The 12,967-nt window shown below is 69.1% G+C and carries 13 protein-coding genes and 2 tRNA genes; 10 read left to right on the top strand and 5 right to left on the bottom strand.

The window, feature by feature from the left end; translation table 11 throughout:
• The first annotated feature begins 133 nt into the window (after positions 1 to 133).
• From ACTIGN_RS06990 to ACTIGN_RS07015, 6 genes are all read left to right on the top strand, one after another.
• Positions 134 to 652 carry a hypothetical protein gene (locus ACTIGN_RS06990; RefSeq protein ID WP_439622194.1) on the top strand — a complete coding sequence of 173 codons (519 nt, stop codon included), beginning with the start codon at positions 134 to 136 and terminating at the stop codon, positions 650 to 652.
• Entirely contained in the window at positions 649 to 1,158 is a 510-nt protein-coding gene (locus ACTIGN_RS06995; RefSeq protein WP_439622196.1) for a hypothetical protein, read from the top strand. Before ACTIGN_RS06990 ends, ACTIGN_RS06995 begins: the two co-directional genes overlap by 4 nt.
• A gap of 90 nt (positions 1,159 to 1,248) precedes the next feature.
• Positions 1,249 to 1,761 (top strand): hypothetical protein, encoded by a 513-nt coding sequence (locus ACTIGN_RS07000; protein WP_439622198.1) that lies wholly within the window; start codon positions 1,249 to 1,251, stop codon positions 1,759 to 1,761.
• A gap of 174 nt (positions 1,762 to 1,935) precedes the next feature.
• Positions 1,936 to 2,009, top strand: a tRNA-Pro gene (locus ACTIGN_RS07005).
• A 39-nt stretch (positions 2,010 to 2,048) separates the two neighbouring features.
• The gene (locus tag ACTIGN_RS07010) at positions 2,049 to 3,263 is read left to right on the top strand and encodes a hypothetical protein (protein ID WP_439622200.1); all 1,215 of its coding nucleotides are present in this window, start codon (positions 2,049 to 2,051) and stop codon (positions 3,261 to 3,263) included.
• A 59-nt stretch (positions 3,264 to 3,322) separates the two neighbouring features.
• Positions 3,323 to 3,751, top strand: a complete 429-nt coding sequence (locus ACTIGN_RS07015) for a TIGR03067 domain-containing protein (protein WP_439622202.1) — start codon at positions 3,323 to 3,325, stop codon at positions 3,749 to 3,751.
• A 52-nt stretch (positions 3,752 to 3,803) separates the two neighbouring features.
• Here the strand turns inward: ACTIGN_RS07015 and ACTIGN_RS07020 are convergent, their stop codons facing one another.
• Together ACTIGN_RS07020 and ACTIGN_RS07025 are read right to left on the bottom strand one after the other, a co-directional pair.
• Positions 3,804 to 4,418, bottom strand: coding sequence for a Uma2 family endonuclease (locus ACTIGN_RS07020; protein WP_439622204.1), 615 nt, complete (start codon positions 4,416 to 4,418; stop codon positions 3,804 to 3,806).
• 71 nt (positions 4,419 to 4,489) lie between these two features.
• Positions 4,490 to 7,927: a DUF7133 domain-containing protein gene (locus tag ACTIGN_RS07025; protein WP_439622206.1), complete on the bottom strand. Its 3,438-nt coding sequence runs from the start codon at positions 7,925 to 7,927 to the stop codon at positions 4,490 to 4,492.
• A gap of 300 nt (positions 7,928 to 8,227) precedes the next feature.
• On the opposite strand from ACTIGN_RS07025, the gene ACTIGN_RS07030 reads away from it, so the two are divergent.
• Positions 8,228 to 9,154: a DUF1559 domain-containing protein gene (locus ACTIGN_RS07030; RefSeq protein ID WP_439622208.1), complete on the top strand. Its 927-nt coding sequence runs from the start codon at positions 8,228 to 8,230 to the stop codon at positions 9,152 to 9,154.
• A gap of 3 nt (positions 9,155 to 9,157) precedes the next feature.
• Here ACTIGN_RS07030 and ACTIGN_RS07035 read toward each other — a convergent pair whose 3' ends face one another.
• The 3 genes from ACTIGN_RS07035 to ACTIGN_RS07045 all read right to left on the bottom strand — a co-directional run bounded on the left by ACTIGN_RS07035 (position 9,158) and on the right by ACTIGN_RS07045 (position 10,623).
• Positions 9,158 to 9,574 carry a hypothetical protein gene (locus ACTIGN_RS07035; protein WP_439622210.1) on the bottom strand — a complete coding sequence of 139 codons (417 nt, stop codon included), beginning with the start codon at positions 9,572 to 9,574 and terminating at the stop codon, positions 9,158 to 9,160.
• A gap of 171 nt (positions 9,575 to 9,745) precedes the next feature.
• Positions 9,746 to 9,832 (bottom strand) — tRNA-Ser (locus ACTIGN_RS07040).
• Between the two features lie 83 nt (positions 9,833 to 9,915).
• Positions 9,916 to 10,623: a DNA alkylation repair protein gene (locus tag ACTIGN_RS07045; RefSeq protein WP_439622212.1), complete on the bottom strand. Its 708-nt coding sequence runs from the start codon at positions 10,621 to 10,623 to the stop codon at positions 9,916 to 9,918.
• Positions 10,624 to 10,692: 69 nt separating this feature from the next.
• Between ACTIGN_RS07045 and ACTIGN_RS07050 the strand changes: the two genes are divergently transcribed.
• From ACTIGN_RS07050 to ACTIGN_RS07060, 3 genes are all read left to right on the top strand, one after another.
• Positions 10,693 to 11,910: a cysteine desulfurase family protein gene (locus tag ACTIGN_RS07050; RefSeq protein WP_439622214.1), complete on the top strand. Its 1,218-nt coding sequence runs from the start codon at positions 10,693 to 10,695 to the stop codon at positions 11,908 to 11,910.
• Positions 11,911 to 12,019: 109 nt separating this feature from the next.
• A complete protein-coding gene (locus ACTIGN_RS07055; RefSeq protein ID WP_439622216.1) occupies positions 12,020 to 12,403 on the top strand; it encodes a hypothetical protein in 384 nt (127 codons plus the stop codon).
• On the top strand, positions 12,400 to 12,861 hold the full coding sequence (locus tag ACTIGN_RS07060) for a type II toxin-antitoxin system VapC family toxin (RefSeq protein ID WP_439622218.1): 462 nt from the start codon (positions 12,400 to 12,402) through the stop codon (positions 12,859 to 12,861). Before ACTIGN_RS07055 ends, ACTIGN_RS07060 begins: the two co-directional genes overlap by 4 nt.
• Positions 12,862 to 12,967: the final 106 nt, after the last annotated feature.

The following is a 12,967-nucleotide window of genomic DNA, read 5'->3' on the forward strand; positions in this document are numbered from 1 at the left end:
AGGGAGTGCGCCTCACCCCCTCGCTGGCGCTCAGGGTTCGCCAAGACGCGGCAGCGCGCCCCCCGCCCCCGGCCGGCTTGCCGCGTCCCCGCGGATCGGTTACGCTCAGCGCATCGACCCAGGAGGAGTCACGATGACGACCCGGACGTTGCTCGCCGCCGCACTGCTCGCCCTCGCGTCGGGCGCCGCGGCCCAGCCCCCGGAGTTCAAGCAGTACGCCTCGTCCGACGGGCGGTACAAGGTGCAGTTCCCCGGCCCGGTGAAGACCGAGACGGTCCCCATCAAGGGCGACAAGTCCGAGCTGGTGCTGACGATCGACCTGGTCGAGCTGCGGGCCGGGACGTCGTTCCTCGTCACGTTCGTGGACGCCCCGGCCGAGGTCGCCAAGCAGCCGGCGGCCGGGCGGCTCGACAAGGTCCGCGACGGGAACAAGGGGGCCGACGGGAAGGTCCACTCGGAGAAGGACGTCGCCGTCGGGATCGAGAGGTACGCCGGCCGCGACCTGCTCATCGAGAAGCCCGACGGGTTCCTGCGGAACCGCGTGGTGATCGCCGGCCCGCGGCTCTACCAGGTGATGGTGCAGGGGCCGAAGGACGTCGTGACCTCGCCCTCCGCGGACCGCTTCATCGAGTCGTTCGAGGTGACCAAGTGACCCGCACCGCCCTCGCCCTCTCGACGCTCGTCTGGGCCGCGGCGAACAGCCTCGCGGCCGACGCCTACGCCCCGAGGGACGGCCGGTTCTCGGTCCGGTTCCCGGGCGCGCCCAAGGAAACGACCGCGGCCACCGCCACCCCGCTCGGCGACGCGAAGGTGTTCACCGCGACGTACGCCACGGCCGACGGCGACGCCTACAGCGCCAGCTACTCCGACTACCCGGCGGGGAAGGCGGCGGCCGAGCCCCGCGGCAAGCTCTACGACGGGGCCCGCGACGCGCTCAAGGGGGCCGACGGGAAGGTGCTCGCCGAGAAGGACGTCGAGGTCGGCCCGGACAAGCTCCCGGGCCGCGACCTCGACATCCAGAAGGGCACGGAGCGGGTGCGGGTCCGCCTCGTGCTCCGCGGCGACCGGCTGCACCACGTCGCCGTCGTCGGCTCGCCCGCGTTCGTTACGGGCCGGGACGCGGCCAAGTTCCTCGACTCGTTCGAGCTGACCAAGTGACGCGGGGCCGGCCCCACGCGGGCCGCCCTCCGTGGGGGCCCGCCGGCCACCGCTCCCGTCACCACACCACCGCCCAAAGAAAGTAGTCCGATGCGAACTCTCCTGAGCACCGTGTTCGTCCTCGGCGCCGCCTGCGGGCTCGCGGCCCAGGACGCGAAGAAGTACGAGTCGAAGGACGGGCGGTACGCGGTCGCGTTCCCGGCCGCCCCGACCGTCGACTCCAAGAAGTCGGGCGAGCTGACGATCAGCACGGCCGCGGTCGAGGCGAAGGACGTGGCCTACATGGTCATCCACTCCGACCTGCCGGCCGAGACCGTGAAGGCGAGCAAGGCCGAGGACATCCTGGAGAGCGGCGAGAAGGGACTGGTGGACAACTTCAAGGCGAAGGTGACCAAGTCGCAACCCACCACGTTCGGGGCGGACAAGTACCCGGGGCGGAACGTCACCGCCGAGGTGAAGGTGGACGCGACGACGCTCCAGCTCCGGCTGCGGATCGTGCTGGCCAACAACCGCGTGTACCAGGTGCTGGCGGTCGGCAGCCCGGACGCGGTCGGCGGTGCGGCGGCCGACAAGTTCTTCGAGTCGTTCGAGATCCGAAAGTAGCCGCCCTTCTGCGAGCGTGTAGCCGGGCGAACCCAGAGCGCCCGCGTGGGGGGTAGGCGTCCCCCCTCGCTGGCGCACTGGGTTCGCCCGGTCCTGACGGGAATGTGAACCCGCCCTTCCGCGGGCGTGTCCGGTTTGGTAAGATGACTGTGCGGGTGCGACCCACCCGCAATTCGGGGCGTAGCTCAGCCCGGTAGAGCGCCTGGTTTGGGACCAGGAAGTCGCAGGTTCGAATCCTGTCGCCCCGACTCTCACCTCGTCGGCTTCGGTTGCCGTATCACAACGGCATGACACCACCCGCCCCACCAGCCAGTCTCCGCTTCCTCCCGCTCTTCGGCGTCGCGCTCGCTGTGCGCCTCGCGGTCGTCGCGCTCGGCGTGCTGTTCATCCCGGTGCAACCGCCGAACCCGGTGATCGTGTTCGGTATCGGCGTCGCCGGCTACCCGGCCGACATGGTGTCGGTGAGCGACGACGACGGGCCGAAGCAGCTCCGCGAGCGCATACAGGGCACGTCCGCGTCCGTGATCGAGCCCTGGTACCGCTGGGACGCGACGTGGTTCGCGTACCTCGCGGAGCAGGGCTACGCGCACAACCGCGGCGGGCACCTCGGGGCCGTGTTCCCGCCGCTGATGCCGGGTATCCTCGCGGCGAGCGAAGCCATCGGCCTGAACCCGTTCTGGGTCGGGCTTCTCGCGGCGAACCTCGCGGGTGCGGCCGGTGCGGCGCTGTTCGCGCAGGTCGCCGAGCGCGTCGCCCGGGACCGGGCCGCCGCGGTGCGGGCGTTCGTGCTGCTCCTCGCGTTCCCGACGGCGTTCTTCTACTCCGCCCCGTACCACGAGTCGTTCGGGCTGCTGTTCACGAGCCTCGCGCTGATTGCGTGGCTCGATTCACGGCCTTGGTGCTGTGGCGGCTACGCGCTGCTCAGCACGTTCGCCCGGCTCCAGAGCGTCGCCATCGGCGCGGCGGCGGTCGCCGACTGGCTGGTGAACGACCGGAGCCGCCGCGGCTTCTGGCGCGTGCTCGCGGTCGCGCTCGGCAGCCTCGCGGGGATCGCCCTGTTCTGGGGGTTCGTCGCGTACGAGTTCGGGAGCCCGTTCGTGGGCGTGAACGCGCAGGCGCACTGGGGCCGCCGGCCGCTGTCGCCGCTGAACCTGTGGTACGCGGTCGAATCGGTCTACGACCCCGCCCTCCCGCGGCCCGGCGGCGCGACGCAGTTCGTGCCCGAGGCGCTGGTCGCGGTGCTGGTGGTCGCGATGGGGGTGCGGGCGTGGCGGCGGCGCGGGGTGTTCTGGGGATTGGTGACGCTCCTCCCCGTCGCCGTGCTAATGGCGACCGGCACGTTCCTGAGCGCCCACCGCCTGCTGCTCGTCAGCACCCCGGCGTTCATCGAACTGGGCGACGCGCTGCGGAACCGGCTCTACTACCGGCTCACCGTCGGGTGCTTCGCGGCCGCACAACTCGTGCTGCTGAACCGGTACGTCCACTGGCAGTGGGCGGGCTGACGCGCATAGAACAACTCACCCGCTCCCTGTGGGGCGGGGTCTCCACACGAGGGCGCACGATGAAACTGTTCCTTTCGACAGTGCTGGCAGTTGGTCTGATCGGGGTCGCGGGTGCCGAGGACAAGAAGGACCCGACGGCCGGCAAGTGGGTCGTCGAGTCGGTGACGAGGGACGGGAAGGTGATGGACGCCTACAAGGGCGGGGTCCGCGTCCACGACGCCGGGAAGTACACGTTCACGCTCCCGGCCGAGTCGAAGCTCCCCTCGTCGTCGGGGACGTACACGGTCGACGCGACGAAGACGCCGGCGACGTTCGAGGTGGTCGCCAAGGGCGGCACCTACGACGGCAAGACGCTGCCGGGGATCGTGAAGGTCGAGGGGGACACGATGACGGTGGCGTTCGTCGAACCGGGCAAGGATCGGCCGACGAAGTTCGAGAGCGCCGCCGGGTCGGGCGTGGTCCTGGCGGTGTACAAGAAGGCGAAGTGACACGAAGTGATCAGGCGAGCGGGGGGCGTCAGCCCCCCGAGTTCTTCGACCTTCAGGCCGCCCACTCGTCGGGCTTCGCGGTGTGGGCCAAGCGGATCACGGGCCGGGGGGCGGCGGGTCGCAGCGCGAAGGTGAGCGGTAGGACGCTGCTCACGAGGACGGTCGAAGTCGTCGCGTCCGACGTGCCGACGAGTTCGAGCTTCCCGCCTTGGAGTTGATAGAGTTCGAGCGCCCACGGGTCGCGGTCCACGATCAGCACTTCGCGCGTGTTCACCTTCGCATAGAAGTCGAGCTTCTGCCGCGGGTCCTCGCCGGGGCTCGCGATCTCGACCGCGAGGTCCGGCCCGCCGACCCAGTGGGTACCGCAGTCCTTTGCCTTTGTCGTTGAGAGATACACCGCGACGTCGGGCTCGCGGTAGTTGTCGGTCCACCCGGCGACCCTGTCGCTCACGTTCGCGCCTTGCTGGACCCGGTCCCTCGCGGCGCGATTCACGGCGCACGCGAACGCGAATGCCAAATCCTGGGCGATGAACTGGTGCTCGTTGTTCGGCAGCGGGGCCATGACCAGGACTCCTTCCCAGACCTCGTCGCGGTTGTTCGGGAACAGCCGGTCGCGCTCGGCCCGCACCTGCGGCTCGAACAGTGGGTCGTGAATCAGCACCGCCATGCTCGGCCCTCCAAGAACTCGCAACAACTCGGGGGGCTGACGCCCCCCGCTCGCCAAGACTCACGAGTCATTCACTTCGGGGGCGGCACGTTCAAGCCCGCGAGGAACTCGACCAGGTCGCGGAGTTCGCGGCGACTCATCTTCGTGTGCAGGTCCGCCGGCATCGCGCTCAGACCGGTGCGCCGCTCGGCCACGTCCGCGACCGGGACGAAGATCTCCTTGTTCTCCGCGGTCAGGAGCTTGATCGTCTTCTTGTCCTCGGCCTTTACGATGCCCGACACGGTGCGGTCGTCGTTGAGCACGAGCACGACTGTCTCGAACCCCTTCGCGATGTGGGCCGACGGCAGCACGATCGCTTCGAGCAGGTAGCGGCGGTCCTTGTCCTTCTCCGCGGCGATGCCGTTGAGTTGCGGGCCGACCTCGCCGCCCTGGCCGTCGAGCTTGTGGCACCGCTGGCACGACACCGCCGCATTGTTCAGGAACACCTGCCGGCCGCGGTCCGCGTCGCCGCCGAGCAGCGATTCGAGGTGCGGGGCCAGCTTGTCGCCCTTCGGGTCGTTCCCGGCCTTCGCCTGCGCCGCCCGGTACTTGTCCACCTTGGCCTTGAGTGGCGCGAACAGCTTCATCTTGACTTTCGTGCGCCGCTCGGCGGCGTCGAGCAGGTCGAGAATCACGTCCTGGGCGACCTTCGCCTCTAAGGCCTGATCGAGCCAGGCGTCGAGCAACTTGTCGGCGTCCTCGGACTCCTTCGCCGCGGCGAGAATCGCGAACGCGCCCTGCTTCTCGGCGAGCGAGGTCTTCGCGTCCTTCAACAGATCGGGGAGCGTCATGAGCACGCCCGCGGGATCGACCCTCGCCTTCACGGTGCGGCCGGCGGCGCGGAGCCGCGGCTCGTCCGAACTCAGCGCGAACTCGGACAGCTCCTTCGCGACCGGGTCGTTCAGCGCGTCCACGGCGTAGAGCGCTTCGACGCGGAGCGCGGCCGGGGTCTTCGCGTCCCTCACGAGCCCGGCGAGTTGCGGGCCGAACTCCTTCACGCCGAGCTTCGCGATCACCTGGGCCGCCTGCTTGCGGACCACGTCCGACCCGGCGAACACGCCGACGCCAACGGCCTTCAGTGCCGCGGCCGCGGCGGTCCCGTCGCGCTTCGGCAGGTCCATCGTGATCCCGGTGATCGGGTCGCGGCGGCCCGGCTCGGCCCACTTGCCGAGCAGGTCGAGGGCGAACGCGCGGGTGTAGTCCGGCTCGCCCTGGCGCGCGGCGAACCGGGCGATCGGCTCGGCCTGCGCCAGCCAGGAGTTCGCGGCGACCGCACGGAACGCGGCGGCGTCCGGGAGGGCGGGCTTGTCGGCGAGCTTGGCGAGGGCGGGGAGGGCTGCGGTGATGCGGTCGTCGTAGACCGCGCGGGCCGCCTCGGCGACGATCCGCGGCTCGGCGTCGCCCAGGAACTCGGCGACCTTCTCGCTGCCGTGCTTCCGCAGCGCGAGCAGCACGCCCGTGCGGACCGACGCGAGGTCGTACTTGTCCTTCGACGTCGCCCACACGTTCCAGAGGTCGATCGGGTTGCGGGCCGCGTAGAAAAGGCCCATCACCGCCGCGTGCCGCAGGTACGGGTCCTTGTCATCGTTCGCTTTCAGCACCTCGAACAGCGGGGCGATGTACTCCTGCTCCGTGGTCGGGCGCACCTCGCGCGGGGCCGGGTTCCCGATCTTGCCGTAGGCGACCGCGGCGGCAGCGCGCACGCGAAGGTCGGGGTCGGTCAGGAGCTTGAGGACTTCGGCCTGGATCGCGGCGTGGGTCGGGTCGGCCTGGAGCTGCGGCTTGCGGTACACGGCGGTGCCGAGTTGCTCGACCGCAGAGCGCTTCACGTCGGCGTCGCGGTCCCCGACGAGCTTGAGCAGCTTGCCGACGGCGTCGCGGTCCTTCGCGGCGACCTGACCCAGCCCCCACACGGCGTTGAGGCGCGCGAGGCGGTTCGTCGAATCGCTCGCAACCTTCGCCAGCCGGCCCGTCGCCCCGAGCGCGACCAGCTCGAACTGCGCCTCCTGCCGCACCTGCGCGTGCGGGTGTTCGAGCAGCTTCTCCAGCTCGTCGGCGCTCTTCTTCTCGAACCCTTCGGCGATGAGCTTCTGCGCCTCGGCCACGGCCGGGTTCTTCATCGCCTCGGGATCGGTGAGCCGGAAGATGCGGCCCTTGCCCGGCTTGTCCCACCCGGTCGTCCAGTCGCTCCAGTAGAACGCGCCGTCCGGCCCGAACTCGCAGTCGGTCGGCAGCATGTTGCCGAGGAACTCCTTCGGGGCGCCGCCGACGATCTCGTAGGTCGCGCCCTTCGGCTTCACCGCGAGCGCCCAGATCTTGCTCCCGCCGGGGCCGCCGGTGAAGTCGCAGCAGAAGAAGTGGTCCTTGTACTTGTCGTTGAGCCCGACGCCGGGGTAGTGCGTGATGCCCGACGGGCCGTTGCCGAAGTTCGCGAGCGGCGGCAGGATGTACGCCGGCTGGCCGTCCCACTGCGGGAGCCACAGCTTCTCGGTGTTCCAGGGGCCGCGGTTCCCCTGCGGCACGGCCGGGGTGTGGTACCCGGTGCCGTACTGGAACCCGCACCGCCACCCGCTGTCGCCGCCCTCGACGATCTGCACCCACCGCGCCCGGTCGCCCGAGTCGCAGTTGTTCTCGTAGGTGAACAGGTTCCCGAGGTCGTCGAACGCGAGTTCCTGCGGGTTGCGGAGCCCCATGTGAACGATTTCGAGGTTCGCGCCGTCGGGGTCGCACCGCAGCACGGCCCCGCTGTCCGGGTTGAACAGCTTCCTCCCTTCCTTGGTGGTGATGTTGAACCCGCGGTCGCCAACCGACATGTAGAGCTTGCCGTCCGGCCCCATCCGCAGGCCGTGCAGGTCGTGCCCGATGAACTGGACGTGGATCCCGAACCCGGACGCGAGCGAGGTCTTCTCGGTCGCCTTGTTCTCGCCTTTGGGGTCGCGGAGCAGGTACAGGTCGGGGATGCAGGCGTAGTACACGTTCCCCTTGCGGGCGAGCACGCCGGCCCCGATGCCGTCCTCGTACCTGTTGAACCCGTCGGCGAACACGCTGTCCTTGTCCGCCCGGCCGCTGCCGGTCGAGTCCCACACGAGCCGGACCCGCTCGCTGTTGTCGGGGAACTCGCCGTACTTGAACTTCTTGTACATCGCGACGCGGTCGGCGACGGTGCGGGCCGCGAGGTCGTCGTCGAGCCACGGCTTGCCGCGGGTGTCGGGCACGCCCTGGCTGTGCCGGAACGTCTCGGCGACGAAGCACCGGCCCCTCTCGTCGAACGTGAACGCGACCGGGTTGGCGAGGTGCGGCTCGCTGGCCCACACGTCCACCTTCAGCCCCTTGTCGGCGACCCGCACGGCGGCCGCGGCCTCGTCGGGGCCGGCCTTCTTCGCTTGCGCCGCGACCGGCCGGTCGGTGGGGACGAACGCGAGTGCGCACGTCAGGAGGAGCGCGGGGGCCGCGCAGGCGAGGCGGGACATGGGGAGGAACTCCGGTGTGGCGGGTGGGACGGTTGGGGCGGTTTCGAGTTTCGAGTTCGACGTTTCGAGTTGTGGGCACGCCGGAACCCTGGATTTCACCCCCGGGCTCACTCCTACATGCACTCGAAACTCGAAATACCCTGACTGAGTTGAGGCTACCGCAGACACGGCGACGCGGCAACGGTGGCAAGGTGAACGGGCGGGGCGGGGCGGGCTGGAATTGCTCGAACGGGCGAGGTTGGTACAATGACGGTTCCGATATCGTTCCGCTCTCCGCTGCATTCCCCCGGAGTCTCGCCCATGACGCGCCCGCGTTCGGGGTTCACGCTGATCGAGTTACTGGTGGTGATCGCCATCATCGCGATCCTGATCGGCCTGCTCCTCCCCGCCGTGCAGAAGGTCCGCGAGGCCGCGGCACGCACGCAGTGTACCAACAACCTGAAGCAGCTCGGCATCGCCTGCCACGCCTACCACGACAACGTCGGGTTCCTGCCGCCGAGCCGCATTAAGGATCACTGGGGGACATGGGCCGTACTCCTACTCCCGTACATCGAGCAGGGTGCCGGCTTCAGTCAGTGGGACCTGACGAAGGAGTATTACCAACAGAACACGACCGCTCAGCAGCTTTCGGTGAAGGCGTTCCTTTGCCCAAGCCGGGGCCGCCAAGCCGGAGCACTTAGTATCTCGGATGACATCCCAGACAGTAACCCATCTGCCCCGCACACCCCTGGTTCGCTCACCGACTACGCTTGCAGCACGGGAAGCCTCACAAACTACGGGCCTCCGGTCGCATGGCCCGACGGTCCCTACGCAAACGGGGCAATCATCGGATCAACGGGTTGCTTCGTGGGAGCGAGTGCGGTCGGCTTCAAGGGCCAAGTCACGCTCCTCGGGATCACGGACGGCACGAGCAACACGGCAATGCTCGGCGAGAAGCACACGATCCCGTCCAAATTGGGAGTAGGGAATTCGGGCGGCGGCGACGGGTCGGTCTTCAACGGCGACCACGAGTGGGGCTACGCGCGTCAAGCCGGGCCGACGCTCTCGCTGGCAAACGGGCCGACCGACACAACCGGGTTCATTAGCCGGTTCGGGAGTTGGCACACGGGCGTGTGCATGTTCGTGTTCTGCGACGGGAGCGTCCGCGCCGTTCAGAACAGCACGGACACCACGGTCCTGGGGTACATGACGCAACGGGCCGACGGGAACGTCCTCAACCTCCCGTGACCGTCACTTCGCGTCGAGCTTCAGCGTCACCGCGTTCGCATCTCCGGGCTTCACCTCAACGGTGAGGCCCGACTTCGTGTACTCCATGTACCGGGTCGGGATCGCGGGCGGCACCGGCGCACCGGGCGTCGAACTCGCGGCCGGCGGCACCACCACGACCTTGTGCGGCCCGGCGACCGCCCCGGCCTTTTCCTTGCCGTTGATCGTGGTCTTCACCGTAAACGTGCCGTCCGCCCCCACCTCGCCGCGGGCGTTGAGCCCCTTCGTCGCCTCTTCCTGCGACGAGAACTCGACCACGCACCCGGCCGGCGACTTGCCGTCGCCGAGCTTCAGCGTGCCGCTCACGGGGTACACCGCGGGCTCGGACGGCCCGCAGCCGATCGCGACCAGGAGACCGAGTGCGGGAAGAAGCGTTCGCATGGGGGCACCAGGGGGAGGTGAATAACGGACCAGAGGTCAGAACCCCAGAGGCCAGACGGGCAGGAGGACAGCGGAGGCGAGTGGTGTTCGTCTGGCTTCTGTTCTTCTGAGGCTCTGTCCTCTGGTGCTAAACGACGCGAACCGCCACCCGCGAGGGTGACGGTTCGTCAGCGGAGCGGGAGGGATTCGAACCCTCGGTACGGTTACCCGTACACAGCATTTCCAGTGCTGCACAATCGACCACTCTGCCACCGCTCCGGCGGCACCACCAAGGGGACACTCGGTCCAGCTCAGCGGTTCACACGAATCAGCATAGGGGCCGGGGGCGCGATTGGCGAGCGTCAGCACGCGGCGGTCTTGCGCTTCTTGCCGACGCGGCCCATCTTCTCGACCTTCGCAATGTACGCCGCGGCGTCCGGCACCGCGCAGTCGGTGTCGCCGGCGTCGACCTCGACCGTGCCCAGTGCCGCGGCCACGGTCTTCGCCTTCGCCACCAACGGGGCGACGTAGCTCCCGACCGAGACGACGAACATCACCATGCAGTACCTGACGCGGTTCGGTGCGGGGCCGATCCCGGTCGCCACGCGGTCCAGGAGCGCCTCGACTTCGGCCAGGTCCAGATCCTCGTCGGGCGTGATCGACAGGAGCGAACTGTACGTGGACCACCCGGCCGCCGCGGTCTGCTCCGCTTTGCTGTCCATCCACTCCAGCGCGAGTTCCCTGCCGTGCGCCGACTCCGCGGCCACCCACGGCACCGTGAAGCAGCTCAACATGTACCAGTACGCGCCCTTCGCCCACTTCCGAAGTTGCGCCTTCGTCACCTTGTGCGGGTCGGCGATCAGGCCCGCGAGGTACATCGCGTCGGAGTTTCCGGTGTCGTACAGCTCGAGCGCGAGGGCGTGGTCCGGCTTCACGCGCTTCTGAATGCTCTTCAGGTCGCCGACCCTCACGCCGAAGAACGGCTCCCGCGCGCCGTGCCGCGCGAGGGTCTTCTTGGTCTGCTCGGTGCCGAGCGCCTTCAGTTCCGCGAGAACGTCGTGTGCGGTCACGGGCGGCTCCCTGGGGTGTGCCGGCGGAACCGGAGTATGCCCACCGCCGCGGTGAATTACAATCACGGCATGCGACCGATCTACCTCGACCACAACGCGACGACCCCCCTGCTGCCCGAGGCGCGCGACGCGATGCTGCGGGCCGAGGCCGAGGCGTTCGGGAACCCGGCGTCGCCGCACGCCGCCGGCCGCGCCGCCCGCCGCGTCCTCGAAGACGCCCGCGAGCGCGTCGCCTCGCTGCTCGGTGCGTCGCCCGACGAGGTGACGTTCACGAGCGGCGCGACCGAGGCGAACAACCTCGCCGTGTTCTCGCTGGGCCGCGACCAGAGGGGGCGACACGGAGAAGGGGAGACACGGAGCGAAAGCCGATCCCCTGTCTTGTCTCCCCCACTTCCCCTCTCCGTGTCTCCCCCTCTGGTCGCGGCGTCCCACCTCGAACACCCGTGCGTGATCGAGCCGCTGCGCCGGCTCGAAGCGCGTGGGATCGCCGTCGCGTGGTGGCCGGTCTCGGGCCGCGGCACGGTCGCGCCGCAACCGCTCCCGCCCGAAACGCGGCTCGTGTGCGTGATGCTGGCGAACCACGAGACGGGGGCGCTCCAACCGGTCCGGGAGATCGCCGCCACATTGCCCCCCGGCGTCGCGCTCCACTGCGACGCGGTGCAGGCGATCGGCAAGCTGCCGGTGAACTTCCGCGACCTCGGCGCGACCACGCTCACCGCGTCGGCGCACAAGTTCGGCGGGCCGAAGGGGGTCGGCGTGCTGATCGCGAAGCGCGGCGTGAAGCTCGCACCGCGGACATTCGGCGGGCACCAACAGGGCGGCCGCCGGCCCGGCACCGAGTCGCCGGCACTCGCCGCGGGTCTGGCGGCGGCGCTCGAACATTCCACGCGGAACCTGACCGCCAACCGCGCCAACCTCGCGGCCTTCCGGGAGCGCCTGTGGGACCGGCTCCGAGCGGCCGCACCGGTCGAGTTGAACGGCCCCGGGATCGGCGCTCCCGACGCGCTGCCCACGACGCTGAACGTCTCGTTCACCGGGTGCCGTGCGGACCTGCTCTTAATGGCGCTCGACCTCGCGGGCGTCGCGTGCTCGACCGGCTCGGCGTGTTCGAGCGGGAGCCTGCTGCCGAGTCCCGTTCTTGGGGCGATGGGCGTGTCAGCCGACCGCCTCCGCTCGGCGCTCCGGTTCAGCCTGTCCCCGACGCTGGAACTCGCCGACATCGACGAGGCCGCCGACCGCATCACCGCCGCGGTTCAAAGGCATCGTGAATCGAGTAAAATGGGCTGACACCAGGAGTTTCGAGTTTCGAGTTTGAGGTTTCACGTTTCGGGAACCGACGCTGTGATCTCAACTCGAAACGTGAAACCTCAAACTCGAAACCCCTTTGGAGGCCGCCATGAACATTCCCGTGCTGCTCGAACCGATCCCGACCGGCTTCCGGGCGACGACCGGCGCGCCGCTGAACCTCGCCGCGGAAGCGGGCACCGCAAGCGACGCGCTCCGTGCCGTCGAGGGCCTGTTGGCCGCGCTCCACACGAGGGGGGCGAGAATCGTCGAAGTCGCGGTGACGAGCACCGACCCGACCATGGAGCGGATCCGCGAACTCACGGCGAGTATGGCGGCGAACCCGATGTTTGATGACTGGGTCGCCGAAACTAAAAAATACCGCAAGCAGCGCGAGGCCGAGGAGGACGCCGCCGAGGCGGCTGCGGAGGCCGAGAAGCTCCGAAGCTCCTCGAACGGCACCACGAACACCCACCGGCAGGAGCCCGCGGCGTGAGCGTGTTCATCCTCGACACAGACATCCTGACCCTTTACCAGCACGGGGACGAGACGGTTGTATCCGCGGTCCTGGCCGCGCGGGAGCGCAGGGTCGTTGTCGCTCTGACCGCGGTCACGGTTGAGGAACAGGCCAAGGGCTGGTTCGCGTCTTTCAGCAAGGCCAGAACGCCCGCACAGGTCGCACAAGCCTCTCGCCTGTTCTCGGGAGCAGTCGAACTCTGGGGCACGTTCCGCATCTTTCCGCAGACCGAAGCGTCGCTGGCACGGTTCGATCTGCTCGTCGCCGCGAAGCTCAACGTCGGGAAGATGGACCTTCGCATCGCGAGCATTGCGCTCGAACTGGGCGCAACAGTTGTGACCCACAACTTGCGTGACTTCGGCCGCGTTCCGGGCCTGCTGCTCGCCGACTGGACGGCCCCGCAAACACCCCAGTCCCCCGCACCGCCAGCGCCCTGAGTCAGTCCACCGCATCTCGTTGAAATATCACCTCTTGCGGTCGCCCACTTCCCCCCCGGTTCGCCTTTACGCGAGCGCCCCGAATCGATATAATTTCCAGTGGAAT

Source organism: Gemmata sp. (genome assembly GCF_051859125.1).
Taxonomy (GTDB): Bacteria; Planctomycetota; Planctomycetia; order Gemmatales; family Gemmataceae; genus Gemmata.